The organism is Microbacterium sp. B19(2022), assembly GCF_012030385.1.
GTDB classification, from domain to species: domain Bacteria; phylum Actinomycetota; class Actinomycetes; order Actinomycetales; family Microbacteriaceae; genus Microbacterium; species Microbacterium oxydans_B.
In genome coordinates this window covers 12669-38901 of record NZ_JAAUVO010000024.1, presented here as the reverse complement: position 1 = coordinate 38901, position 26233 = coordinate 12669, and the positions used below count along the sequence as shown (strand labels likewise).

The window sequence follows — 26233 nt, the reverse complement described above, 5'->3', positions numbered from 1 at the left end:
CGGGCCGTCCACCCCCACGGCCCTGCTCGAACGACCCGAATGCCGCAAAGGAGCGCCTGCCGATGAGCAGCCAGATCGACCACCTTCTCGACGAGACCCGGCGGTTCGCACCGTCGGAGGAATTCGTCGCCCAGACCATCTCATCGCCCGAACTCTACGAACGCGCCGCGGCCGATCGCGAGGCGTTCTGGGGCGAGCAGTCCCGCGAGCTGGTGCACTGGCACAAGCCGTTCACGCAGGTTCTCGACTGGACGAACCCGCCATTCGCCAAGTGGTTCGACGACGGCGAGCTGAACGTGGCGTACAACTGCCTCGACCGTCACGTCGAAGCGGGGAACGGCGACCGGGTCGCGCTGCACTGGGAGGGCGAGCCCGGGGATTCCCGGCGCATCACCTACGCCGAGCTGACCGCAGAGGTCAAACGGGTCGCCAATGTCCTCGAAGGACTCGGCATCGGCCAGGGCGACCGCGTCGCGATCTACCTGCCCATGATCCCGGAGGCGATCGCCTCGATGCTTGCCGTCGCCCGCCTCGGCGCTATCCACTCCGTGGTGTTCGGCGGATTCAGCGCCGACAGCCTCCGCTCGCGCATCGACGATGCGGGAGCGAAGCTCGTGATCACCGCCGACGGCGGCTACCGCAAGGGCCGCGTCTCCGCCCTGAAGCCCGCCGTGGATCAGGCGCTGACCGACCGCGGCGAGGGCGAGCAGCAGACCGTCGAACACGTCCTGGTGGTCCGTCGTGGAGAGAACGAGGTGGACTGGGTCGAGGGGCGCGACCTGTGGTGGCACGATGTGGTTCCGGCGGCGTCCGCCGAGCACACGGCCCAGGCCTTCCCCGCGGAGAACCCGCTGTTCATCCTCTACACCTCGGGAACCACCGGGAAGCCCAAGGGCATCCTGCACACCTCGGGTGGCTACCTCACCCAGGTCGCGTACTCGCACAAGTACGTGTTCGACCTGCACCCGGAGACCGACGTCTTCTGGTGCACGGCCGACATCGGGTGGATCACCGGACACAGCTACGTCACCTACGGTCCGCTCGCGAACGGCGCCACCCAGGTGCTCTACGAAGGCACGCCGGATGCTCCGCACCCCGGGCGCTGGTGGGAGATCATCGAGAAGTACAAGGTCTCGATCTTCTACACCGCGCCGACGGCGATCCGCTCGTTCATGAAGATCGGCCGCAGCGTGCCGCAGAAGTTCGACCTGTCGTCGCTGCGCCTGCTCGGTTCGGTGGGTGAGCCCATCAACCCCGAGGCCTGGATGTGGTACCGCGAGGTCATCGGCGCCGGCAAGACGCCGATCGTCGACACGTGGTGGCAGACCGAGACCGGAGCGATCATGGTCTCGGCCCTCCCCGGTGTGACCGAGACCAAGCCCGGATCCGCGCAGGTTCCGCTCCCGGGGATCTCGATCGATGTCGTCGATGAGCAGGGCGTCGAGGTCGGCAACGGCAACGGCGGGCTGCTCGTGATCACCGATCCCTGGCCGAGCATGCTGCGCGGCATCTGGGGCGACCCGGAGCGCTACCGCGAGACGTACTGGGAGAAGTTCGAGGACCAGGGCTACTACTTCGCGGGCGACGGGGCCCGCCTCGACGAGGATGGCGACCTGTGGCTGCTCGGCCGCGTCGACGACGTCATGAACGTCTCGGGGCACCGTCTCTCGACGGCGGAGATCGAGTCGTCGCTGGTCGCGCACGAAGCGACCGCCGAAGCCGCCGTGGTCGGCGCGTCGGACGAGACGACCGGACAGGCTGTCGTGGCCTTCGTCATCATCAAGGAGAGCTACCTCGCCGAGCACGAGCCCGCAGGTCTCGCGCAGCTGCTGCGCCTGTGGGTCGGAGAGCAGATCGGGGCGATCGCCCGCCCGCGCGACGTGTACATCGTGGGCGAGCTGCCGAAGACCCGCTCCGGCAAGATCATGCGGCGCCTGCTGCGCGACGTCGCCGAAGGCCGCGAGGTCGGGGACACGACGACGCTGGCCGACACCGCGGTGATGAGCATCATCTCGGCGCAGGTCAAGTAGGACTCCCCCGCAGACGAAGAACGCGCCTTCCCGATCCGGGGAGGCGCGTTCTTCGTCTACGGCACGGATGCGCCGGACAGCGTTCAGGCGAGGATGAAGGTGACCTCGACCTCGACGGGGCTGCCGAGGGGAAGCTCCGCGACGCCCACGGCCGCACGAGCGTGACGCCCTGCCTCGCCGAAGATCTCGCCGAGTACCTCGCTAGCACCGTTGATGACGCCGGGCTGACCCGTGAAGTCTGCGGCGGAGGCGACGAAGCCGCCCACGCGGAGCACTCCGCCGATGCGGTCGACGCCGCCCGCGGCATCCGCCGCCGCGGCGAGGGCGTTCAGAGCACAGGTGCGCGCGTACGCCTTCGCGTCTTCCGCCGAGACCTCGGCGTCGACCTTGCCGACGGCGGGGAGCGCACCGGAGACGAACGGGAGCTGGCCCGAGGTGTAGACGAGACCGCTGTGCACGACCGCCGGGACGTAGGCCGCAACGGGAGCGGCCACCGCGGGCAGCTCGATGCCGAGTTCGGCGAGCCGCGCGGCGACGCTCATGCCTGGTCTCCCTCGAACTGGCGGGCGGCCTGCTCCGCGGCGGCGAGGCCGGCGTTGGCGGAGGCATCCGCGTTCACCGGACGCTTCAGGTAGGCGACGAGACCGCCTTCGGGACCCTGCACGACCTGCACGAGCTCCCAGCCCTGCTTGCCCCAGTTGTTGAGGATGGCTGCCGTGTTGTGGATCAGCAGCGGCGTGGTGAGGTACTCCCACGTGGTCATGGCACTCCTGTCGATCGGGGCGCGACACCGTGATTACGGGCCGGCTCGTCAAAGGTGGTATTCAGGGAACTCCCCTACGATCAAGCGTATGCCCCAAAAGAATCGCACGGTGAGAGGCGTGCTCGGCGGTCTCGTCGGGCTCGTCGGCTTGAGCGCCGTCGCCGGCCTCCTGGTCGCTGCCAGTGTCACGCCCGTCCTCACCATGACCGGTCTCGCCGGCAGCCAGGCACTCACTCTCTTCGACCAGCTCCCCGAGAACCTCAACCCGGGTACGCCGATGGAGCAGTCGACCATCTACGCCACAGACCCCGACGGCAAGCCGGTCGAGCTCGCCTCGTTCTACGAGCAGAACCGCATCCCGGTCACGTACGAGCAGGTGTCTCCCACGCTGTACGACGCCATCCTCTCCAGTGAGGACAAGAGCTTCTACAGCCACGGCGGTGTCAACCTCGGCGCGACCGTGAAGGCCCTCATCGACAACGTCCGAGGCACCTCCAGCCGCGGTGCTTCCACGATCAGCCAGCAGTACGTGAAGAACGTGCTGATCCAGGAGTGCGAGCAGGACGTCGACCGGAACTCCGAGACGTACACCGACGACCTCCGCAAGTGCTTCGATGACGCGACCAACGCCAGCGGCAACGAGGGCATCGAACGCAAGCTGCAAGAGATGCGCTACGCGATCCAGGTCGAGAAGGACTTCTCGAAGAACGACATCCTGCTCGGATACCTGAACATCGCGAACTTCGGCGGCACCGTGTACGGCATCGAGGCCGCATCGAAGTACTACTTCAGCACGAGCGCCGCGAACCTCACGGTCGCGCAGGCGGCGACCTTGGCCGGCATCGTGCAGAACCCCAACACCTACCGCATCGACATGCCGCAGGGCACCACGACGAACCAGGACGGCGAGGCGCTGAACACCGCCGAGAGCGGCTACTCGCTCACGAAGGACCGTCGCCACTACGTGCTGGGCCGCATGCTCGCCGACGGAAAGATCACTCAGGCGCAGTACGACGAGGCGGATGCCTCCGAGATCACACCGACGCTGAAGCAGCCCACACAGGGCTGTGCGGCGGCCGGTCTCAACGCGTACTTCTGCCAGTACGTGCGATCGATCGTGCTCGACGACGAAGCCTTCGGTAAGACTCCTCAGGAGCGCGCCGACCTGCTCCGTCGCGGCGGCCTGAAGATCTACACCTCGCTGGACTACCGCATTCAGAACCCGGCGGCGCAGACGATGAGCGAGATCGTTCCGGCCAACTACGACAACGACTACTTCGGCGCTGCGGGCGTCTCGATCGAGGTCGGCACCGGTCGCATCCTGTCGATCACGCAGAACACGCGGTTCGACGAGACCACCACCGATGATCTCGGCAAGACCTCGCTCGTCTTCGCCGGCGACCAGAAGCACGGCAACTCCGGCGGCTTCCAGGTCGGCTCGGTGTACAAGCTCTTCACGCTGATCGACTGGCTCGAGAAGGGGCACTCCGTCAACGAGGTGCTCAACGGTCGTGTGCAGACGAACTTGAAGATCCCCGTCTGCGAGAGCCCGCAGAGCACGAACACCAAGGAGATCGGCAACTTCGGCGGCGGTGGCGGCAGGACCGGGAGCGTGATGGACTTCACGCGGCAGTCGCTGAACAGCGGCTACTTCGCAATGGCCTCGAAGCTCGATATCTGCGACATCAACAAGGTCGCCGATCGCATGGGCGTCACGCTCGCAAGTGGCAAGAAGGTCACCGAAGAGAACGTGCCGTACGACGTGCTCGGCCCGAAGAACATCTCCCCCATCGCCATGGCGAACGCCTATGCCACAGTCGCGAGCGGCGGCAAGTACTGCACCCCGCGCGCGATCGACCGCGTGGTCGGCCCCGACGGCAAGGACCGCGAGCTTCCGGCCGCCTCGTGCACCGACGGCGTGCTCGCCCCTGAGGTCGCGGCGACGGCCGCGTACGCGCTCAAGGGAGTGATGGACTCGGGCGGCACCGGTCAGAACGCCAACCCGTTCGACGGCACGCCGCTGATCGGCAAGACCGGGACGCACGACCGCTGGTCGACCATGATGATCGAGTCCAGCACCAAGGTCACCACGGCAGTCTGGGCCGGCCGCTGGAAGGGGCAGTCGGACATCTACCAGAAGCGGACCCCCGCTGGTTACCGGCTCAACGAGATGCGCTATCCGTTGGCCAAGGCCGCGCAGGCCGCCGCCAACGAGGTGTACGAGGGAGGCGACTTCCCGCGTCCGGACGACAAGCTGATCCGTCGGGTGGTGGTCGACATCCCGAACGTCGTCGGCATGACGATGGAGGAAGCGGAGTCGACCCTCAAGAGCAACGGCTTCGGCGTGTCCGTCGGTGCCGCTGTCGACAGCGACAAGCCGACCAACATCGTCGTCGCGCAGGATCCCTCCGGGCAGACGGCGGGCGGGTCGACCATCACGATCTCGCCCAGCAACGGCCAGGGAACCACGGTTCCGGCCAACCTCGTCGGCATGTCGCCAGCGCAGGCATCTGCCGCTCTGCAGTCTGCGGGCTTCACGTCGTTCGACTTCGACAACTCGTGCACCCCGCCGACGGCGGTGGTGTCCTCCACGGACCCGGCACCCGGCACGGCGACCAGCAAGTCCACCGCCGTCACCGTGACGTGCAAGTAAACGCTCGCGGTGCTGCGCACCCGGCCCTCATCGCGCTCGGCGCGGTGGGGGCCGTCGGTGCCGCCGCAGCCGTCTGGGGCATCGGCATCGAGCGCTACCTGTTCACGGTGCGCGAGGCGACGGCATCCGCGCTCCCGCCCGGTTCGGCCCCCTTGCGCATCCTGCACGTCTCGGACGCGCACATGGCACCCTGGCAGCACCGCAAGCAGGACTGGCTGGCGTCGCTCGCCGAGCTGAAGCCCGATCTCGTCGTCAACACCGGCGACAATCTCGGGCACGCGAACGGTCTGGAAGGCATCCGACGGGCGTTCGATCCGCTCGCGGGCATCCCTGGAGTGTTCGTGCACGGGTCGAACGATGTGACCGCGCCGTCTCCGCGCAATCCTTTGCGCTACTTCCTCGGTCCGTCCAAGAAGCAGCCCGAGCCGGAGCACCTCGACACCGCGGCGATGGACCGGTACTTCACCGACGAGCTCGGGTGGACCGACCTCAACAACGCCGCGGCGCGACTCACCCTCGCCGGCACTCCGGTCGACCTCTTCGGCGTGAACGACGCCCACCGCGACTGGGACCGCCTCGACGTGCTGCCGGACGCCATCGGCGCGCTCGGTCCGCGCGACGCCGGCACACCGGTGCTGGGCGTCACCCACGCGCCCTACCAGCGCGTGCTCAACGGATTCATCGACCTGGGTGCAGACACGATCCTCGGTGGCCACACCCACGGCGGCCAGGTCTGCCTCCCCGGCTACGGCGCCCTCGTGGCCAACTGCGACATCCCCCTCAAGCAGGCCAAGGGACTGAGTACGTGGACGCACGACGGCCGCACGGTGCCGCTCAACGTCAGCGCCGGATGCGGACACTCGATCTACGCGCCGGTCCGCTTCGCCTGCCGCCCCGAGGCCACGCTGCTCACGCTCACCGCGCGGGACTGATCGCCGGCTCGATTCGGCGCACGGAGCATTTCCCTGTAGACTCGGAGGGTTGCAAACGGGGTGTGGCGCAGCTTGGTAGCGCGCTTCGTTCGGGACGAAGAGGTCGCAGGTTCAAATCCTGTCACCCCGACCAGTGACAAGAGAAGGCCGCCCCCACCGGGGCGGCCTTCTCTGTATCGGGCACGTGCACGAAGGGGAAGGGAACGCATGGGGTCGCTCCTTCCACCACCGCGCCGGTTCACCCGCCTGTGGGCCCTCGCGCTCGGCATCCCGTTCCTCCTGGGCCTTGCCGCTCTGACCCTGACACCGTCGCGGATCGAACGGGCGATGCCCAACCTGCTCGACCTGGTCCTCGGCACGGCGCACCGCCTCGGATGGGAATCCCTCGACTTCACCCGGCTCGAGATCATCGCGAACATCCTGGTGTTCGTGCCCGTCGGCATCCTCGCCTTCGTCCTGCTCCCCCGTCGGGTGTGGCCTCTCGCTCTGCTGGTCGGGCCGCTCCTGTCGCTCGGGATCGAGACCGCGCAGCGTGTGGCCCTCCCCCATCGCGCCGCCACCGTCACCGACCTCGTGGCCAACTCGACCGGCGCGTTCGTCGGCGTCGTGTTCGCCGTCCTCTGCACCCTGCTGCTCGCTTCACGACCCTCCCAGCGGCCACCTTCTAGGCTGGAGACATCATGACCGCGCCCACACTCGTCGCCTTCGATCTCGATGACACGCTCGCCCCTTCCAAGGGCCTGATCGACCCGCGAATCGCGGCGCTGCTGCGCAGCCTGCTGCGCTCCGTCGACGTCGCCATCATCTCCGGCGGCAACGAGGCGCAGTTCCGCAGTCAAGTGCTCGCACGCCTCGGCGATGCGGATGCCGCCGACCTCGCCCGCCTGCACCTGCTGCCGACCTGCGGCACCCGCTACCTCCGGTACGACGGCTCCGACTTCGCCCCCGTGTACGCGCACGACCTCAGCGACGAGGACAAGCAGGCCGCGTTGACAGCGCTGCGCGAAGAGGCCGAGCGCCTGGGACTGTGGGAGGCCGAGCCCTGGGGAGAGATCCTCGAGGACCGCGGCTCTCAGATCACGTTCTCCGCATTGGGGCAGCGCGCACCGCGCGAGGCGAAGCACGACTGGGATCCCGCGGGCACCAAGCGTGCGGCTCTGCGCGCCGCCGTCGCCGCTCGCCTTCCCGGACTCGAGGTGCGCTCCGGCGGATCGACGTCCATCGACATCACGCAGGCCGGCATCGACAAGGCCTTCGGGATGCGGCAGCTCGCCGAGCACACCGGCATCCCTCTCACCGAGATGCTGTTCTACGGCGACCGCCTCGACGAGGGCGGGAACGACTACCCGGTCCTCGCCATCGGCGTGCCCTCCGTGGCCGTCGACGGCTGGGAAGACACGGCGGAGAAGCTCGACGGTCTCCTGCTGACGCTCTGACCTCGGAGGCGTCCTGCGACGCTCTGTCGCGCCCTGGTCCTAACATGGCGTCATGGATGCCCTGCTGATCGTCATCATCACCGCCGCGGCCGCCAGCGCCGTGTGCTGGATCCTCTCCCTGATCACACGCGACACCTCGTGGGTCGATCGGGCATGGTCGATCGTTCCCGTCGTCTACGTGTGGATCTTCGTGGCCGGCGCCTTCGCGAACGGCGACGGCTCCGTGCGTATCGTGCTCATGGGGGTGCTGGCGACCGCCTGGGGCGCACGCTTGACCTTCAACTTCGCGCGCAAGGGCGGCTACACGGGCGTGGAGGACTACCGGTGGGCGATCCTGCGTGGACGCATGCGCCCGTGGCAGTTCCAGGTCTTCAACGTGCTGTTCATCATCGGCTACCAGATGACGCTGCTCGTGCTCATCACGCTGCCCGCCCTGGTCGCGGCAGAGCATCCCGCAGCACTCACCGGGTGGGATGCACTGTTCGTCGCCGCGTTCCTCGTGTTCCTCATCGGCGAGACCGTGGCCGACCAGCAGCAGTGGCGTTTCCACCAGCGCAAGAAGCAGGCAGGCGGCACGCTCGCCCCGGGATTCCTGACGACGGGGCTGTTCCGCTTCAGCCGCCACCCGAACTTCTTCTTCGAGCAGGCGCAGTGGTGGGCCTTCTATGCCATCGGAGCGACGGCGGCGGTCGCCGGCGGTGCGGGCTTCGCCGGCGGCGCGCTCAACCCGACCATCATCGGCCCCGCCTTGCTGACCGTGCTGTTCATCGGGTCGACCATCTTCACGGAGTCGATCACCGCATCCAAGTACCCGGCCTACGCCGAGTACCGGCGCGCGACCTCGATGCTCATTCCCTGGCCGCCGCGCGCTCGCGCGGTGGCTCCGCAGTCCTGAGACGGCAGAGCCACCGCGGGATGGACGCGATCAGCGCGTGCGCGCCTCGGCGTTCGCGCGGGCGACCGGCACCAGACGGGTGAGCTGGGTGACGTGGCCCGGCTCGAGCTCGGCCAGCGACGAGACCCCCAGCAACCGCATCGTGCGCTCGATCTCGCTGCGCAGGATGGCGATCGTGCGGTCGACACCCTGGCGTCCACCGGCCATGAGCCCGTAGAGGTACGCGCGACCGATGAGCGTGAAGTCGGCTCCGAGCGCGACCGCCGCGACGATGTCGGCGCCGTTCATGATGCCGGTGTCGATCATGACGGTGAAGTCGTCGCCGACAGCCCGCCGCACCTCGGGCAGCAGGTGGAACGGGATGGGCGCGCGATCGAGCTGGCGCCCACCGTGGTTCGACAGGACGATGCCGTCGACGCCCGCATCCCGCAGGCGCACGGAGTCCTCGACGTTCTGCACGCCCTTGATCACGATCTTGCCGGGCCAGATGTCACGGATGACGGCGAGGTCGTCGTAGCTGATCGTCGGATCCATCGCCGCATCCAGCAGCTCGCCGACCGTGCCGCCGGTGGTGCTCAGCGACGCGAACTCGAGCTTGGGGGTCGTGAGGAAGTCGAACCACCACCACGGACGCGGGATCGCGTTGATGATCGTGCCGAGCGTCAGCTGCGGAGGGATGCTGAAGCCGTTGCGCTTGTCGCGCAGACGAGCACCGGCGACGGGGGTGTCGACCGTGAACTGCAGCGTGTCGAAGCCGGCGGCGGCCGCGCGGCGGGTGAGCTCGTAGGAGATCTCGCGATCGCGCATCACGTACAGCTGGAACCAGTTGCGGCCGTGCGGATTCGCGGCCTTCACGCCCTCGATCGACGTCGTGCCGAGTGTGGAAAGCGTGAACGGGATGCCGGCGGCGGCCGCGGCACCGGCTCCAGCGACCTCCCCTTCGGTCTGCATCAGACGCGTGAACCCGGTGGGCGCGATGCCGAACGGCAGGGCCGACGGGCCTCCGAGGATCTCGGTGCTCGTGTCGACATCGGGTGCCGGACGCAGGATGCCGGGGTGGAACTCGACGTCTTGGAAAGCCTGGCGTGCTCGGGTGAGCGAGAGCTCGCCCTCGGCCGCGCCGTCGGTGTAGTCGAACGCAGCCTTGGGCGTGCGCCGCTTGGCGATCAGACGCAGATCGTCGATGGTCAGCGCGGCGTCGAGGCGACGCTTGCGGCCGTCGAGCTCGGGCTTCTTGAACTTCATGAGGTCGAGGAGTTCGACGGGATTCGGGAGCTGGCGCTGCACCATGATGTGCCTCTCAGTTCTGAGGGTGGATGTCGCGGGTGAGCCCCGCGGACGTGTAGTAACCGGTGATGTGCGTGCGGACGAGCGTTCGAGCGGCCTCGACATCGGCGGCATCGATCGCGGCGACGAGTGCGTGGTGCTCGGCGCGGAGCCTGGTCGCCATCGAGTCCCAGTCCGGGATCGCGGCGACTCCTGCCTGCACGTACGACTCGATCGAGGAACGCAGGCCCGCCATCATCGCGGCGATGACCGTGTTCCCGCTGGCTTCCGCGAGCGAGAGGTGCAACTGGGCATCGAGAGCGAGGAACTCCCCGGCGGAGAGGCCGACGGCATCCATCGCGTCGAGCAGCTCGTGAGCGCGCACGGTGTCGCGATCGGGGGATGCGGCCATCGCCGTGACGACCGCATCTTCGAGGACGAGGCGGGTGCGCACGACATCATCCAGCGGGAACCCCTGAGCCGCCACCTGCAGCCGCAGCAGCGCCGACATGCCGCCGGTCGGGGTGGCGATGACGATGGCACCGGACTGGGGGCCGGAACCGGTCGCGGTGCGGATGAGTCCCATCACCTCGAGGACGCGGAACGCCTCGCGCACACTGGACCTGCCGACGCCCAGCTCGGTCGCGAGATCGCGCTCCGACGGCAGACGATCGCCGGGGCCGAGTCGACCGTCGAGCAGGTCGCGCTCGATGTGCTCGAGCACGAGCTGCCAGGCGCGCGCCGGCTGGTCGCCCATCGATCCTCCTGTGGTCTGACCACAGATTAGCGCGTGTGGTCTGACCACGCAAACAGGCGCGCTCGATCAACCCGCTGCGCGCACTGCGGGGTGGGGACACGCGGGGATCAGCCCAGGCGGCCGCCGGACTCCTCGAGGTAGCAGGTGCCGCACAGGGACTCGTACGTCGTCAGCTCCGGCGAGGCCGACCCGATAGCGCCCTCGTCGATCGCGACCTGGTCACCGTCGAACACGAAGCGCCCGCCGACGACACGGCCGTTGAACACGGCCTTCCGCCCGCACCGACAGATCGTCTTGAGCTCCTCCAGCGAGTGCGCGATCGCGAGCAGTCGCGCGGAACCGGGAAACGCATGCGTGAGGAAGTCGTTGCGGATGCCGTATGCCATGACCGGGATACCGTCCTCCACCGCGATGCGGAAGAGATCGTCGACCTGCGCCGGTGTGAGGAACTGCGCCTCGTCGATGAGGAGGCACGCGACGTCGGTCGGCCCCGCGGGGAGCAACTCGTCGTCCGACGAATGCTGCATCCGCGCGCGGTGCTCGGCGAAGAGCACTCGCGCGTCGTCGTCGGGGCCGATCAGGAAGTCGACCTGACGGGTGACGCCGAGCCGACTCTCGATCTCGGATGCGCCCTTGGTGTCGATCGCCGGCTTCGCGAGCAGCACATGCTGGCCGCGCTCCTCGTAGTTGTAGGCAGCCTGGAGCAGCGAGGTCGACTTTCCCGAGTTCATCGCGCCGTAGCGGAAGTAGAGCTTCGCCACGGTCCGGGCTCAGACGTTGATGCCGAGGGTGGCGGCGGTCGCCTCGGTGTACTGCTCCGCGAGCGCCGCATCCGTGTTCAGCTTCTCGCCGAAGGTGGGGATCAGGGCGCGGAGTTCGGGCTCCCAGTGCGGATACTCGTCCGGGAAGCAGGCCTTGAGCAGCTGGAGCATGATCGGAACCGCTGTCGAAGCTCCCGGAGAGGCACCGAGGAGCCCGGCTATCGAGCCGTCTGCCGACGAGACGACCTCCGTGCCGAACTGCAGGATGCCGCCCTTCTTCGGGTCTTTCTTCATCACCTGAGCGCGCTGACCGGCGTCGATGAGGGTCCAGTCCTCGTCCTTGGCGGTCGGCATGAAGGTGCGAAGGCTGTCGACCTTCTTGGCGTGGTTCTTCAGCAGCTCGCCGACCAGGTACGTGATCAGATCGGGGTTCTTCACGGCGACCTGCAGCATCGGCAGCAGGTTGTGCGGACGCACCTGCGAGACGATGTCGAGCATCGATCCGTTCTTGAGGAACTTCGGGCTGAACGTCGCGAAGGGTCCGAACATGAGCGACGACTCGCCGCCGACGACGCGGGTGTCGAGGTGCGGAACCGACATCGGCGGAGCGCCGACGGATGCCTGCGAGTAGACCTTCGCCTTGTGCTGGGCGACGACCTTCGGGTTCGTGGTCTTGAGGAACTGGCCGCCGATCGGGAAGACGCCGTAGCCCTTGATCTCGGGAATGCCGGAATTCTGCAGCAGCTTGAGCGCCCAGCCACCCGCACCGACGAACACGAAGCGTGCCTTGACCTCGTTCGGGGTGCGACCGATGGTCGTGCGGTACTTGACCAGCCAGCCGCCGTCCTTCTGCTTCTTGAGGCTGCGCACCTCGTGGTTCGTGCGCAGCGTGACACCCGACTCGGTCAGGTGGTCGAAGAGCTGGTGCGTCAGGGCCCCGAAGTCGACGTCGGTGCCGGCCGGCACGCGCGTCGCGGCGAACGGCTCACCCTTGCGGCGCTGCTGCATGAGCAGCGGCGCCCACTGGTTGATGACGCGGGAGTCTTCGCTGTACTCGATGCCGGCGAACAGCGGCTGCTCCTTGAGCACCTCGTAGCGGGCCTTGAGGTACGCGACATCCTTCTCGCCGCGGACGAAGGTCATGTGCGGAGTCGCGTTGATGAAGGTCGACGGCGCGTCGAGCACGCCCTTCTCGACCAACGACGACCAGAACTGCCGGCTCTGCTGGAACTGCTCGTTGATCGACACGGCCTTGGCGGGGTCGAGCGGAGCGTCGCCCTGCTGCGGCATGTAGTTCAGCTCGCACAGGGCGGCGTGCCCCGTGCCGGCGTTGTTCCATGGGTTCGAGCTCTCCTGAGCCACATCGGAGAGTCGCTCGAAGGCGACGATCTTCCACTCCGGCTGCAGCTCATGCAGGAGAGTACCCAGGGTGGCGCTCATGATGCCACCGCCGATCAGGACGACATCGACGTTTTCTGTCACCGAACCAGTCTAGTTCGCGGGCACGCCGTCGCAGACCATGCGACCGACCTTGCCAGACCGGTTCCACATGGCGGGGATACCGTCAGGCTATGACCAGACGCTCCGCGAGGACCTCGGCGATCTGCACGGCGTTCAGCGCGGCGCCCTTTCGCAGGTTGTCGTTGCTGATGAAGAGGACGAGCCCCTTGCCCTCGGCAGCCGACTGGTCGGCACGGATGCGTCCGACGAAGCTCGGGTCCTTGCCCGCCGCCTGCAGCGGGGTCGGAACCTCGTCGAGTACGACGCCGGGAGCCGCGCTCAGGACCTCGCGCGCGCGCTCGGGCGTGATGTCGCGGGCGAACTCGACGTTGATCGAGAGCGAGTGACCGGTGAAGACCGGGACGCGCACGCAGGTGCCCGCGACGCGGAGGCCGGGGAGCTCGAGGATCTTGCGGCTCTCGTTGCGGAGCTTCTTCTCCTCGTCGGTCTCGTTGTCGCCGTCGTCGACGAGGTTGCCGGCGAACGGGATCACGTCGAACGCGATCGGTGCGACGTACTTCTCGGGCTCGGGGAAGTCGACCGCCGAGCCGTCGTGCACCAGGCGCAGGGTGTCGCCCTGAGCGAGCACGCCCTCGACCTGGCCGAGCAGCTCCTGCGCACCGGCGAGACCGGATCCGGAGACCGCCTGGTAGGTCGACACGATCAGACGCTCGAGGCCCGCCTCGGCGTCCAGCGCCTTCAGCACCGGCATCGCGGCCATCGTGGTGCAGTTCGGGTTCGCGATGATGCCCTTGGGGCGCTCGTCGATCGCGTGCGGGTTCACTTCGCTGACGACGAGCGGAACCTCGGGGTCCATACGCCAGGCGCTGGAGTTGTCGACGACCACGGCACCGGCAGCGGCGAAACGCGGAGCGTAGGCACGGCTCGCCGTGGCCCCGGCCGAGAACAGGGCGATGTCGATGCCCGCGGCATCCGCCGTCTCGACGTCTTCGACGATGACGGTCGCGCCACCGAACTCGATCGCGGTGCCGGCGGAACGTGCGGAGGAGAACAGGCGCAGGTCGCGGATCGGGAACGACCGCTCGGCGAGAATCTCGCGCATCACGGTGCCCACCTGGCCGGTGGCGCCGACGATGGCGATGGAGAGTCCTGATTCGGAGATGCGGGTCATGATGTTCCTTGGCGTCGTGCGGTGCGGCGTACGAGGCTTCGGGCGCGGCGTCGGGATGCGGATGCTGCGCCTGGCGCCGGTGTCAGGGTTTCGGTGAGTCTACCGCGGTCCGGGGCGATGCGGATGCTGCGCTCCACCCGCCCGCGCGGTCGGCAGGAAAGCGAAGGCGGATGGCAGAGATCAGCGTCCGGTGCCGGCGTGGACAGTGGCGTCGGCGTCCCCGTCGAGCCCGTAGGCCGTGTGCACGGTGCGCGCGGCCTCGGTCAGGTCGGTGTCGCGCAGGACCACCGAGATGCGGATCTCGGACGTCGAGATCATCTCGATGTTGATGCCGCCGGCCGAGAGCGCCTCGAACAGGGTCGCGGAGACGCCGGAGTGCGTGCGCATGCCCGCACCCACGACCGAGAGCTTGCCGATCTGGTCGTCATGGATGAGGTTCTGGAAGCCGACCTCGGCCTGATCCCCCGCCAGCGCCTTGAGCGCTGCCGCCGCATCCGCCTTGGGAACCGTGAAGGAGATGTCGGTGCGCCCCGTGGCCGACACGTTCTGCACGATCATGTCGACGTTCGCGCCGGACTTGGCGACGATCTTGAAGATCTCGGCGGCCTTGCCCGGGACGTCGGGCACGCCCGCGACCGTGATCTTGGCCTGGCTGAAGTCGGTGGCGACCCCGGCGACGATCGGTTCTTCCATGACTGCTCCCTCGGCTTCGCGAGGGTTCTTCATGCCCTCGCCCAGAACGTACGTGCCCTCGGCCGACGAGAAGGTCGACCGAGCGTGAATGAGGACGCCGTGACGGCGTGCGTACTCGACGGCGCGGATGTAGAGCACCTTGGCACCGTTGGCGGCGAGCTCGAGCATCTCTTCGCTCGAGACGTGATCGAGCTTCTGCGCCTTCGGGATCACGCGCGGGTCGGCTGTGAAGATGCCGTCCACGTCGCTGTAGATCTCGCATACGTCGGCGTCGAGAGCAGCGGCGAGGGCGACGGCCGTGGTGTCCGAGCCGCCGCGACCGAGCGTGGTGATGTCACGGGTGTCGCGGTTGAACCCCTGGAAGCCGGCGACGATGACGATCGCGCCCTCGTCGAGCGCTTCGCGCAGACGCACCGGCGTGACATCGACGATACGAGCGGCGCCGTGCTGCGAGTCGGTGATCATGCCGGCCTGGCTGCCCGTGAAGGAGCGCGCCTCGAAGCCCATCGAGTGGATCGCCATCGCCAGCAGCGCCATCGAGATGCGCTCTCCGCTGGAGAGGAGCATGTCGAGTTCGCGCGGTGCGGGGATGGGGGCGACCTCGTTGGCGAGCTCGAGCAGCTCGTCGGTGGTGTCGCCCATTGCGCTGACCGCCACGACCACGTCGTGTCCGGCACGACGGGTGTCGACGATGCGCTTGGCGACGCGCTTGATGCTCTCTGCGTCGGCGACGGACGAGCCGCCGTACTTCTGCACGATGAGGGCCACGATCACTCCCTGGGATGTCGGGCGGATCCGCCCACGCTCATTCTACGATCGGCGCGTATGCCACGTTGCGCATGTGTCACGGGGCGCGCGGGCGTCAGAGGGCGGGAGGGAGCGCCTGCGGAGAGACCGGACGCAGACGGCCACCGGTGGCGGCGAACCAGCAGCCGACGATGATCAGCGGGAAGCCGAGCAGCAGCCCGGGCGTCAGCGGCTCGGCGAGCACGATCGCCCCGAGGATGATCGCGACCACCGGATTCACGTAGGTGAACAGCGGGGCGCGCACCGGTCCCACCTCGCGGATGAGGGCGAAGAACGCGAGGAACGCCACCGCAGTGCAGATCACGGCGAGCGCGAGGAGCGCGGCGATCGAGGGCAGTGTGGGAACCTCGTGCTGCGTGAGCAGACCGATCGGAAGGTAGAAGATGCCGATCATCAGCAGCGACAGGGTGATGGTGCCCAAGGACGGCACATCATTGAGCTTGCGCGCCACGATGAACGGGGCGATCGCGTAGAGCACCGCCACCAGCAGGACCTCGCCGGCCGCCAGCAGACTGACCTCGCCGCCGAAGAGACCGGGACCGGCGACCACGACCGCGACGCCGAGGAAGCCGACCAGCAGCCCGATGCCGCGCGCAGGTCCCAGCACCCCACGGTCGCCTCCGCCGAGCGCGATCAGCGCGGCGAAGAGCGGAACGGTCGCCACCAGCAGGCCGGTCATGCCGGAGGGCAGCGTCATCTCGGCGTGCCCGAGCAGCAGGAAGGGACCGGCCATCTCGACCGCTCCGAACGCCAGCACCCACGGCCAGTGCTTCAGTGCCGCCCGGAGCGCTCCGCTGCGGAGGGCGAACGGCAGGAGCAGCAGTGCGGCGATGAGAGTGCGCCCGGCGACGATCGCGGGCGGGGAGAACGACTCGACTGCGACGCTGATGAACAGGTACGGCACACCCCACAGCAGAGCCATGGCCCCGAAGAGGAGCCAGCCGCGACGCGAGAAACCCGCGTTCGGGGTCACAGGATACGCCGGCCCTCGAAGGCGCGACCGAGGGTGACCTCGTCGGCGTATTCGAGGTCGCCGCCGACGGGGAGACCGGAAGCGAGCCGGGACACCGTGATCTGCATCGTCGTGAGCAGCCGACTCAGGTAACTCGCTGTCGCCTCCCCCTCGAGGTTGGGGTTGGTGGCGAGGATGACCTCCTGCACCGTGCCGTCGGCGAGACGCGTCATGAGCTGCGTGATGCGGAGGTCGTCGGGCCCGACACCGGCGATGGGGCTGATGGCCCCGCCGAGCACATGGTAGAGGCCGCGGAACTCGCGCGTGCGCTCGATGGCCGCGACGTCTTTGGCGTCTTCGACCACGCAGATCAGTGTCTGGCTGCGGCGCGGGTCGCGGCAGATGGCGCACCGCTCCTGCTCGGCGACGTTGCCGCAGATCTCGCAGAACCGCACTCGGGTGCGGATCTCGCCGAGGAGTTCGGCGAGACGTGCGACGTCGAACGTCGGTGTCTGCAGGATGTGGAATGTGATCCGCTGGGCGGACTTCGGGCCGATGCCGGGCAGGCGACCGAACTCGTCGATCAGCTCCTGAACGATGCCGTCATACATCAGTTGAACCTCGTCGGGGGCTCGTAGGGCTCTTCGCGCAGGAACGTCGCGCCGAGCACCTGGCGGATCACGGCCTCACCGTAGCGCTGCACTCCCCCGACCGAGGGGGCGCGCTCGATGACGACCGGAGGGGCTGCTGCCGCGCGCTGCTGCTGCGGCATGGATCGCTGCGGCGCGGACTGGGGAGCCTGCGGCGCGGACTGCTGCGGAGCAGACTGCTGCGACACCGGCGGCTCGTACGACGGATCGTAGGGCGGCTCGTCGTCGAAGGCAGGAGCCTCGTCGTCGCCGGGCAGCGGAGGCTCATCGCGATCGACCGCACCGTCGGACGGCGGGACAGGGGCGGATGCCGCGGCCTCGACCTCTTCGGGCTCTTCGTCGACGGGGAGCGGCGAAGACGGGACGGGCGGGGCGCTCGCCGGCTCTTCGTGCGCGGTGGGGATCGGTGCGACCGCCCATTCGGTCACCGCGGATGCCGACGCGCCACGGACCTGCGAGCGGGAAGACCCCGCTGACGCAGGCTCCGATGCGGGAGCGGAATCGGCGGGCGCCGAGGGACCGGATGCCGCAGACTGGCGCGGAGCACCGCCGGCGGGCATCGGCGCGGGAAGGTACTTCACCCGCACCCCGAGCTCGTGCTCGATCGCGGACCGCAGGTGATCGGACGGACCCGAACCCGGAGTCGTGCCTTTGAACTTCGCGACGTCGTGCTGGCTCGTGAAGCCCAGCGTCAGCACCTCGGTGTCGGTGACGTAGGCGAGCGGCTGCACGGCCGTGGCCAGCAGCCAGGACGTGCGACTGATGCCCTCGAGCCGGGTGAGGACGGCGGGCCAGGACGCGCGGATGCTGTCGAACGTGACCGGTCCTCGAGGAGCGGCGGGTTCGGCGGCGGCCGACTCGGTCGCCGCCGGAGCGGGCGTTGCGGCATCGGCTGAACTCGGCCCTTCCGGCGCAGGCGCAGGCGCTGCTGGCGCTGCGGCAGCAACCTCCGAATCCGCAGGCGGCGTGTCCGACGCCTGCGAAGCAGGAGTGGGCGTCGGGACCGCGGGCGCCGAGGCGGCAGGCGCCGAAACAGGCGCCGAGGCCGCAGCGGGCCGCGTGGGCGCCGGGGCGCGCTCGGCAGCGGGAGCCGCCGGCGCCGCAGCGGCAGCATCCGCCGCACTGGCGAGGACCCGCGCCACCATGAGCTCGAGATGCAGGCGTGGCGACGTCGCCCCCGACATGTCGTCGAGGGCCGCGCTCACCACGTCGGCGGTACGCGAGAGACGCGCGGCGCCGAAGGTCTCGGCCTGGCCGCGCATGCGCTGCAGGTCGTCTTCGGCGATCCCGCGCAGGACGGCCGAAGCGCCGGCACCGACGGCCGCGATGACGATCAGGTCGCGCAGTCGTTCGAGCAGGTCGTCGACGAAGCGCCGCGGGTCTTGACCGGTCTGCACGACGCGGTCGATCGCGGGGAACGCGGCAGCGGCATCGCCGGCGGCGAGCGCGTCGACGATCTCGTCGAGGAGGGCACCGTGCGTGTACCCGAGCAGAGAGACGGCACGCGCGTAGCCGACCGTCACGGTCTCGGAGCCGGCGGGTGCGTCGGATCCGGCGATGAGCTGGTCGAGCAGCGAGAGCGTGTCTCGCGGGGAACCGCCGCCGGCGCGCACGACGAGCGGGAGCACGCCCTGCTCGACGATCACGCCCTCTTCGGCGCAGAGCTTCTCGACGTACTCGAGCATGGCCGCGGGCGGCACGAGACGGAACGGGTAGTGGTGCGTGCGGGAGCGGATCGTGCCGAGGACCTTCTCGGGCTCGGTCGTCGCGAAGATGAACTTGACGTGCTCCGGCGGCTCTTCGACGAGCTTGAGCAGCGCGTTGAACCCCTGCGGGGTGACCATGTGCGCCTCGTCGAGGATGAAGATCTTGTACCGGTCGCGGCTGGGCGCGAACGTCGCCCGCTCGCGCAGGTCGCGAGCGTCGTCGACGCCGTTGTGGCTGGCCGCGTCGATCTCGACGACGTCGAGCGATCCGCCGCCGGCGCGCGACAGCTCGACGCAGCTCGGGCAGACACCGCAGGGCACGTCGGTCGGACCTTCGGCGCAGTTCAGGCAGCGCGCCAGGATGCGCGCCGAGGTGGTCTTGCCGCAGCCGCGAGGGCCGGAGAACAGGTACGCGTGGCCGACCCGATCGCCGCGCAGCGCCGTCATGAGCGGATCGGTCACCTGGGACTGCCCGATCATCTCGCCGAACGTCTCGGGTCGGTAGCGGCGGTAGAGGGCTGTGGTCACCTCAACAGCCTACGGCGTGCCACCGACCTTCGGCTGGTCGGCGACTCCCCGGCACCCCCACGCATCAATCGGTCGACTCGATCACCGGGATGGCCGTGGTGATGACGGGGACGGACGCCGACATCCGGGTGCCGTCGTCGCGGCGGGCATCGGCGAACTGCCGCAGCGTCGGACGCCCCGGGATCCGCGGACCCTGATCCGCCAGCGGCACGACGACCTCGTCCTCGACCGTCGCGAAATAGGCGGTGTCCCGCACGCTGAACGGCACCGGGGGGCCGCTGCGCACCTGCACGCGCAGCTCGTCCTTGGTGACCGTCACGTGCAGCGCGGATCCCTGCCACTGCAGCGGGAACGACAGCGACGGCCAGTCGGCGGGAAGCCGCGGGTCGAAGCTCAGGTCGCCGGCGTAGTCGCGCATGCCCCCGAAACCGCACACCAGTGCCGTCCACACCCCACCGGCCGACGCCACGTGAACGCCGTCGGACGCGTTGTGGTGCAGGTCGTGCAGGTCGACGAACAGCGACTGCTCGAAGTAGTTCTGCGCGAGGTCCTGGTACCCCACCTCAGCGGCGAGGATCGACTGCACGACCGCCGAGAGCGTCGAGTCGCCCGTGGTCAGCGGGTCGTAGTAGTCGAAGTCGGCCTTCTTCTCCTCGGGCGAGAAGTGGTTTCCCTGCAGGAACAGCGCCAGCACGACATCCGCCTGCTTCAGCACCTGGAACCGGTAGATGACCAACGGGTGGAAGTGCAGCAGCAGCGGTCGCTGCTCGGCGGGCGTGTTGGCGAGATCCCAGACCTCGCGCTCGAGGAACAGCGAGTCCTGCGGATGGATGCCGAGGCCCTCGCTGTACGGGATGTACATCGCCTCCGCCGCGCGGTCCCACGCCTCGGCCTCGCCGACACCGAGCCCCGTCCGGTCGACGAGCTTCACATAGTCCTCGGGGTGGTTCTCCTGGATCTCGCGCACGATCTTCGCCGCGTAGCGGAGGTTGTAGCGGGCCATGACGTTCGTGTACAGGTTGTCGTTGACGACCGTCGTGTACTCGTCCGGCCCCGTGACGCCGTGGATGTGGAAGGTCTCGATCCCGTCGCCGGCATCCGTCTCCTCCACCAGCCGCGAGGCGCGCCAGAAGCCGAGGGTCGCCCACAGGCGTGCGGTCTCGATCGCGATGTCCGCTCCCTCGCGCCGGAGGAACTCCTCGTCGCCGGTCGCGCGCACGTACTTGCCGAGCGCGAAGCTGATGTCGGCGTTGATGTGGTACTGCGCGGTGCCGGCCGCATAGTAGGCGGAGGCCTCTTCGCCGTTGATGGTGCGCCAGGGGAAGAGCGCCCCCGCCTCGTTGAGCTGGGCTGCCCGGCGACGCGCAGCCGGGAGCATCCGCGCCCGTGCCCGCAGTGCGTTGTACGCCCACCGCGGCGACGTGTAGGTGAGGAACGGGAGCACGTAGATCTCGGTGTCCCAGAAGTAGTGTCCGCTATAGCCCGAACCGGAGACGCCCTTGGCGGGGACGCCGGCGCCGTCTGCGCGGGCGGAGGCCTGAGCCAGCTGGAAGAGGCACCAGCGCGTGGCCTGCTGCAGGTCGTCGCGCCCACCGATCTGCACGTCGCTGCGCTCCCAGAATGCATCGAGCCACGCCCGCTGACGCTGGAAGACCGTCTCGACGCCCTCATCCGCTGCCCGGTCGAGCGAACGACGGCAGCGATCGACGAGCTCACGCGGCGGCACCCCCCGCGAGGTGTGGTAGCTGACGAGCTTGGTGACCGTGATGGGGACGCCGGCTTTGGCCTGCACGCGGAACACGTTCTTCGCGATGTCGGGCTCGACGAGCGTGCGGGCGTTGTACTCGTTCTCGGTCTCGACCACGTGGTCGGCGACGACGGCGACCGTCATGCCCGAATCGGCGACGCGGTACGACAGCGCGGAGCGCATCCCGTCCTGCCAGTGCTCGGCGGGCTCCAGCACGCGGTCGGCGATCTTCTCGGCCTTGCGAGGATCGAACGCGGCGGCCTTCGTGCCGATCGGCGTGCCGGCGTACACGCCCGCGCCGTCCTGACGGTTCAGCAGCTGGCAGCTGATGGTGACCGGGGCGTCGGCGTTCTCGACGACGACCTCGAGCCGCAGCACCGCGAGGTGCCGTTCCTCGAAGCTCACGATGCGCTCGTCGCGCATGCGCACCCGCTTGCCCGACGGAGTCTCCCAGACCACGTGGCGCTCCAGCACCCCGGTGCGCAGGTCGAGCGTGCGGCGGTACTCGCGCACGTCGGCGTCGTCGAGCGAGATCGGCTCATCGTCGACGTAGACGCGCATGACCTTGGCGTCGGGAGCGTTGACGATCGTCTGCCCGACCTCGGCGAAGCCGTAGGCCTGCTCGGCGTGCCGGATGGGCCAGGTCTCGTGCAGCCCGTTGATGAACGTGCCGTGTTCCTGCGCGCCGCGACCCTCGATGTGGTTGCCGCGCAGGCCCAGGTAGCCGTTGCCGACGGAGAACAGCGTCTCGCCGACGCCCTCCTCCGAGTAGTGCGTGTCGATCAGACGCCACGGGTCGACGGGGAAGCGGTCGCGGTCGATCATGCGGTCTCCGGGTTGTCGGTGCGGGGAGCGGGAACGAACACGGCCAGGTCGTCGACGACGACCGTCGCGCCGGCGGCGCGGAGCGCGTCGGCTCCGGCGCCGCGGTCGACGCCGATCACATCCGCATAGCCGGCTGCGGCGGCGGAAGCGGCACCGGAGGTGGCATCCTCCACGGCGACCGAGCGGGCCGGGTCGACGCCGAGTGCCACCGCGCCCGCGGCGAACATGTCGGCGGCGGGCTTCGACGCGAGACCGTCGCTCTCGGCGACGACGCCGTCCACCACGATCCGGAAGAAGGAACGGATGCCGGCGGCGCCCAGCACCTCCTCGGCGTTCTTGGAGCTCGACACCACGCCGAGCGGGATGCCGGCGGCGTGCAGAGCCTCGACGAGTGCGAGCGAGCCCGGGTACGGTGCGATCCCCTGCCCGCGCAGCGACTCCGCGAAGGCGGCGTTCTTGCGATTGCCGATCCCGCAGATGGTCTCGGCCGAGGGGTCGTCGTCGACGTCTCCCCAGGGCACCTCGACGTTGCGGCTGCGCAGCAGACTCGACACTCCGTCGTAGCGCTTCTTGCCGTCGACGTAGTCGTAGTAGTCGGCGTCGGTGTAGGGCGGTGTGAGGCCCCAGCGGGCGAACACGTCGTCGAACACGACCTTCCAGGCCCGCATGTGCACTTCGGCGGTCGGAGTGAGCACGCCGTCGAGGTCGAACAGTACGCCTTCGGCGTGGAACAGGTCGGGCAGTGCTTCTGGCACAGAGCCTCCAGGAGAAGGGCGATCGTCGGGCCGGCACCGCTCCGTGCCACTGTGCAAGCGTAATGCTGCGGCGCGTCAGGAGGTAACCCCGGCGGGCGGATCAGAGCAGTTCGGCCGTCTGCCGGGCGATCTGCAGCTCTTCATCGGTCGGCACCACGAGCACCGTCACCGGCGACGCGTTCGTGGAGATGCGACGGATGCCGCGCTCCCTCGCCTCGTTCCGGGCGGCATCGATCTCCACACCCGCGAATCCGAGAGTCGCCATCGCCGCCGCCCGCACCGCCGCCGCATTCTCGCCGACGCCGGCGGTGAAGGAGATGACGTCCACTCCCCCGAGTTGCGCGATGTACGCACCGGCGTAGGCGCGCAGGCGGTGCACGTACACGTCGAACGCCAGCATCGCCGCATCCTCTCCCTCCTCCACGCCGGCGAGGATGTCGCGCATGTCGCTGCGCCCGGCGAGCCCCGCGAGCCCGCTGCGGGTATTGAGCAGCGAGTCGAGGTCGTCGATCGAGAGGCCGGCACGCCGCGACAGGTGCACGAGCGCGGCGGGGTCGAGGTCACCGGAGCGGGTGCCCATGACCAGGCCCTCGAGCGGGGTGAGCCCCATCGAGGTCTCGACCGAGCGACCGCCGTCGATCGCCGTCACCGACGCTCCGTTGCCGAGGTGGAACACGAGCTGCCGGAGGCTGCCGAGGTCGCGACCGAGGAACGTCGCCGCCGCCTCGCTCACATACTGGTGGCTCGTGCCGTGGAAGCCGTAGCGGCGCACCCGATGCTCCGCGGCGAGCGCGGCGTCGATCGCGTAGGTGTATGCGGCGGGCGGGAGCGTCTGGTGGAAGGCCGTGTCGAAGACGGCGACGTGCGGAACCTGATCGAACACGGCACGGGCGGCGCGGATGCCGGCCAGGTTCGCGGGGTTGTGCAGCGGTGCGAGCACCGCCAGCTCATCGATCTGCCGCTCCACATCGGCGTCGATCAGCGTCGGCGCGTAGAAGCGGGCGCCGCCGTGGACCACACGGTGCCCGACGGCGACCGGGCGGTGCTTCTCGAGCGACGGCCCATGCGCGGCGAACTGCTCGCGCATGATCTCGAAGGCGGCGGCGTGATCGGCGATCGGGCGCTCGTCGCGATACGTCGCGTCGAGCATCGTCGGCACGGCACCGCCATCGGTCTCGGGACGCACGGTGTGCGCGACCGGGCTGGCGTCCTGGCCGATGCGCTCGATGAGCCCGCTCGCGAGCAGGTTCTCCTGCTCGATGTCGATCAGGCTGTACTTCAGCGACGACGAGCCGCTGTTGATGACCAGGATCGCGCTCACGCCTGCTCTCCCTGTGCCTGGATCGCGGTGATCGCGACGGTGTTGACGATGTCGTCGACCAGCGCGCCGCGGGACAGGTCGTTGATGGGCTTGTTGAGTCCCTGCAGCACCGGTCCGATGGCGACGGCGCCGGCCGAGCGCTGCACCGCCTTGTAGGTGTTGTTGCCGGTGTTGAGGTCGGGGAACACGAACACCGTCGCCCGCCCGGCAACAGCGGAGTCGGGGAGCTTGGCCTTGGCGACCGCCGCATCCGCCGCTGCGTCGTACTGGATGGGGCCCTCCACCGGCAGCTCCGGCGCGCGCTCGCGCACGAGGGCGGTCGCCGCGCGCACCTTGTCGACGTCGGCGCCGGTGCCGGACTCTCCGGTCGAGTACGACAGCATCGCGACGCGCGGGTCGATCCCGAACTGGCGGGCGGTCGTCGCCGACGAGATCGCGATGTCGGCGAGCTGCTCACTCGTCGGGTCGGGGATCACGGCGCAGTCGCCGTAGACGAGCACACGGTCGGCGAGCGCCATCAGGAACACGCTGGAGACGACGTTCACGCCGGGCTTCGTCTTGATGATCTCGAACGACGGACGGATCGTGTGCGCCGTCGTGTGCGCGGCGCCGGAGACCATGCCGTCGGCGAGGCCGAGGTGCACCATCATCGTGCCGAAGTACGACACGTCGGTCACGGTGTCGGCCGCCTGGGCGAGCGTGATGCCCTTGTGAGCGCGCAGTCGCGCGTATTCCGTGGCGAAGCGCTCGACCAGTTCGGGGTCGGTGGGGCTGAGCACCTGGGCCGCCGCGATGTCGACGCCGAGCTCGACGGCACGCGCCCGCACCGCAGCCTCGTCTCCGAGGATCGTCAGGTCGGCGACCTCCCTGGCCAGCAGCGTGGCGGCGGCGCGCAGGATGCGGTCGTCTTCCCCTTCGGGCAGCACGATGCGGCGTCGGTCGGCCCTGGCACGTTCGATGAGCCCGTACTGGAACATCAACGGCGTCACGACGCGCGACTCCGCGAGCCCGAGCTTCTCGGTCAGCTCGGCGATGTCGACATGCGCCTGGAACAGGCCGAGCGCACGGTCGTACCGGCTGCGGGAATCGGCCGAGATCCGGCCACGGGCGCCCATCACCCGCACCGCGGTGTCATACGTGCCGAGGTCGGTAGTGATGATCGGAACCGTCGAGGCGAATCCGTCGAGCAGCTGGAGGATCGGCTCCGGCAACGGGAACGGGCCGTTCAGGATGATGCCGGCGATGCGCGGGAACGTGCCGGAAGAATCGGCCAGCAGCGCCGCGAGGAGGACCTCGGTGCGGTCGGCGGGGATCACCACGACCGCCTCCTCGGTGAGCCGCGGTAGCACGTTGACCATCGACATCCCCGCAACCACGATCGTCAGTGCCTCTGCCGCCAGTCGATCGTCGTCGCCCTTGAGCAGGGTGCCGTCGACGGCGGCGAGGATGCCACGGATCGAGGGCGCGACCAGCGCGCGGTCCTCGGGGATCGCCCACACCGGTGTGCGCTCGTCGCGGAGCACACCGCGCACGGCGTCGATGATGGCTTCGAGGCCGTCGGGGTCTGCGCGGTTCACGGCGACCGCGAACAGCTCTGCCCGTTCAGCGGCGAGCTCGGACAGCGCCAGTTCTGCGATCTGTCCGACGGCTGCCGCCGCGCGGGCGGTCGTGGTGCCCAGCTGCTCCGCCTGGCGCTGCTGATCCCGGCCGCTGAGCACGAGCATGACCGGCGCCCCCAGGTTGGCCGCGATCCGCGCGTTGAAGCCCAGCTCTGCGGGGCTGGCGACATCCGTGTAGTCGCTGCCGATGATCACGACGGAGTCGCACTGCGCCTCGACCGCCTTGAACCGCGCGACGATCGTCGACAGCGCCGCTTCCGGGTCGCTGCGCACGTCGTCGTAGGTGACGCCGATGCAGTCCTCGTAGTCGAGCTGCACACCGTCGTGCGCGAGCATCAGCTCGAGGATGTCGTCGCGTTCGGTGACGGACCGCGCTATCGGGCGGAACACCCCCACCCGCGGCGAGACGCGCATCAACGCGTCGAGCGCCCCGAGGGCGATCGTCGACTTTCCGGTATGGCCTTCGGCCGAGGTGATGTAGATGCTCTGCGCCACAGCTTCAGCT

21 protein-coding genes and 1 tRNA gene are annotated in these 26233 nt (G+C 69.0%); 7 read left to right on the top strand and 15 right to left on the bottom strand.

The features are described 5' to 3' along the window. Positions 1-62 precede the first annotated feature (62 nt). Complete coding sequence (acs, locus tag HCX50_RS17650; protein ID WP_167635231.1) at positions 63-2030, top strand: acetate--CoA ligase; 1968 nt, start codon at positions 63-65, stop codon at positions 2028-2030. 83 nt (positions 2031-2113) lie between these two features. Here acs and HCX50_RS17645 read toward each other — a convergent pair whose 3' ends face one another. Both HCX50_RS17645 and HCX50_RS17640 read right to left on the bottom strand, forming a co-directional pair. After that, a complete protein-coding gene (locus tag HCX50_RS17645) occupies positions 2114-2572 on the bottom strand; it encodes a RidA family protein (RefSeq protein ID WP_167635230.1) in 459 nt (152 codons plus the stop codon). Further along, complete coding sequence (locus HCX50_RS17640; protein ID WP_167635229.1) at positions 2569-2793, bottom strand: hypothetical protein; 225 nt, start codon at positions 2791-2793, stop codon at positions 2569-2571. Before HCX50_RS17640 ends, HCX50_RS17645 begins: the two co-directional genes overlap by 4 nt. A gap of 88 nt (positions 2794-2881) precedes the next feature. Here HCX50_RS17640 and HCX50_RS17635 point away from each other — a divergent pair, with 88 nt between their 5' ends. From HCX50_RS17635 to HCX50_RS17610, 6 genes are all read left to right on the top strand, one after another. Further along, positions 2882-5446: a transglycosylase domain-containing protein gene (locus HCX50_RS17635; protein ID WP_167635228.1), complete on the top strand. Its 2565-nt coding sequence runs from the start codon at positions 2882-2884 to the stop codon at positions 5444-5446. Beyond that, the gene (locus HCX50_RS17630) at positions 5437-6378 is read left to right on the top strand and encodes a metallophosphoesterase (RefSeq protein ID WP_167635227.1); all 942 of its coding nucleotides are present in this window, start codon (positions 5437-5439) and stop codon (positions 6376-6378) included. Before HCX50_RS17635 ends, HCX50_RS17630 begins: the two co-directional genes overlap by 10 nt. Before the next feature lie 56 nt (positions 6379-6434). Beyond that, positions 6435-6511: transfer RNA gene (locus tag HCX50_RS17625), tRNA-Pro, on the top strand. Between the two features lie 74 nt (positions 6512-6585). Beyond that, positions 6586-7062 (top strand): VanZ family protein, encoded by a 477-nt coding sequence (locus HCX50_RS17620; protein ID WP_167635226.1) that lies wholly within the window; start codon positions 6586-6588, stop codon positions 7060-7062. Then, complete coding sequence (locus HCX50_RS17615; RefSeq protein ID WP_029261046.1) at positions 7059-7814, top strand: HAD-IIB family hydrolase; 756 nt, start codon at positions 7059-7061, stop codon at positions 7812-7814. Before HCX50_RS17620 ends, HCX50_RS17615 begins: the two co-directional genes overlap by 4 nt. Positions 7815-7866: 52 nt before the next feature. After that, positions 7867-8709, top strand: a complete 843-nt coding sequence (locus HCX50_RS17610) for a DUF1295 domain-containing protein (RefSeq protein ID WP_167635225.1) — start codon at positions 7867-7869, stop codon at positions 8707-8709. Between the two features lie 30 nt (positions 8710-8739). Here the strand turns inward: HCX50_RS17610 and HCX50_RS17605 are convergent, their stop codons facing one another. From HCX50_RS17605 to pta, 13 genes are all read right to left on the bottom strand, one after another. After that, positions 8740-9999, bottom strand: coding sequence for an alpha-hydroxy acid oxidase (locus tag HCX50_RS17605; protein ID WP_091028809.1), 1260 nt, complete (start codon positions 9997-9999; stop codon positions 8740-8742). Between the two features lie 10 nt (positions 10000-10009). Continuing rightward, positions 10010-10732 carry a FadR/GntR family transcriptional regulator gene (locus HCX50_RS17600; RefSeq protein WP_091028805.1) on the bottom strand — a complete coding sequence of 241 codons (723 nt, stop codon included), beginning with the start codon at positions 10730-10732 and terminating at the stop codon, positions 10010-10012. 107 nt (positions 10733-10839) lie between these two features. Beyond that, positions 10840-11493 (bottom strand): thymidine kinase, encoded by a 654-nt coding sequence (locus HCX50_RS17595; RefSeq protein ID WP_091028802.1) that lies wholly within the window; start codon positions 11491-11493, stop codon positions 10840-10842. Between the two features lie 9 nt (positions 11494-11502). After that, a complete protein-coding gene (locus HCX50_RS17590; protein ID WP_167635224.1) occupies positions 11503-12975 on the bottom strand; it encodes a malate:quinone oxidoreductase in 1473 nt (490 codons plus the stop codon). 82 nt (positions 12976-13057) lie between these two features. Further along, positions 13058-14125 carry an aspartate-semialdehyde dehydrogenase gene (locus HCX50_RS17585; protein ID WP_091028795.1) on the bottom strand — a complete coding sequence of 356 codons (1068 nt, stop codon included), beginning with the start codon at positions 14123-14125 and terminating at the stop codon, positions 13058-13060. A gap of 180 nt (positions 14126-14305) precedes the next feature. Then, positions 14306-15586 (bottom strand): aspartate kinase, encoded by a 1281-nt coding sequence (locus HCX50_RS17580; protein ID WP_091029204.1) that lies wholly within the window; start codon positions 15584-15586, stop codon positions 14306-14308. A 94-nt stretch (positions 15587-15680) separates the two neighbouring features. Next, positions 15681-16598 (bottom strand): EamA family transporter, encoded by a 918-nt coding sequence (locus tag HCX50_RS20230; protein ID WP_167635223.1) that lies wholly within the window; start codon positions 16596-16598, stop codon positions 15681-15683. Next, on the bottom strand, positions 16595-17188 hold the full coding sequence (recR, locus tag HCX50_RS17570; RefSeq protein ID WP_091028788.1) for a recombination mediator RecR: 594 nt from the start codon (positions 17186-17188) through the stop codon (positions 16595-16597). The genes HCX50_RS20230 and recR overlap by 4 nt, the downstream gene beginning before the upstream one ends. Further along, positions 17188-19461, bottom strand: coding sequence for a DNA polymerase III subunit gamma and tau (locus HCX50_RS17565; protein ID WP_167635222.1), 2274 nt, complete (start codon positions 19459-19461; stop codon positions 17188-17190). The genes recR and HCX50_RS17565 overlap by 1 nt, the downstream gene beginning before the upstream one ends. Before the next feature lie 64 nt (positions 19462-19525). Beyond that, positions 19526-22033, bottom strand: a complete 2508-nt coding sequence (locus tag HCX50_RS17560; RefSeq protein WP_091028781.1) for a glycoside hydrolase family 65 protein — start codon at positions 22031-22033, stop codon at positions 19526-19528. Continuing rightward, the gene (locus HCX50_RS17555; RefSeq protein ID WP_167635221.1) at positions 22030-22788 is read right to left on the bottom strand and encodes an HAD-IA family hydrolase; all 759 of its coding nucleotides are present in this window, start codon (positions 22786-22788) and stop codon (positions 22030-22032) included. The genes HCX50_RS17560 and HCX50_RS17555 overlap by 4 nt, the downstream gene beginning before the upstream one ends. A gap of 100 nt (positions 22789-22888) precedes the next feature. Then, positions 22889-24109 (bottom strand): acetate/propionate family kinase, encoded by a 1221-nt coding sequence (locus tag HCX50_RS17550; RefSeq protein WP_167635220.1) that lies wholly within the window; start codon positions 24107-24109, stop codon positions 22889-22891. Next, complete coding sequence (gene pta / locus HCX50_RS17545) at positions 24106-26223, bottom strand: phosphate acetyltransferase (RefSeq protein WP_167635219.1); 2118 nt, start codon at positions 26221-26223, stop codon at positions 24106-24108. Before pta ends, HCX50_RS17550 begins: the two co-directional genes overlap by 4 nt. Between the last annotated feature and the right edge of the window lie 10 nt (positions 26224-26233).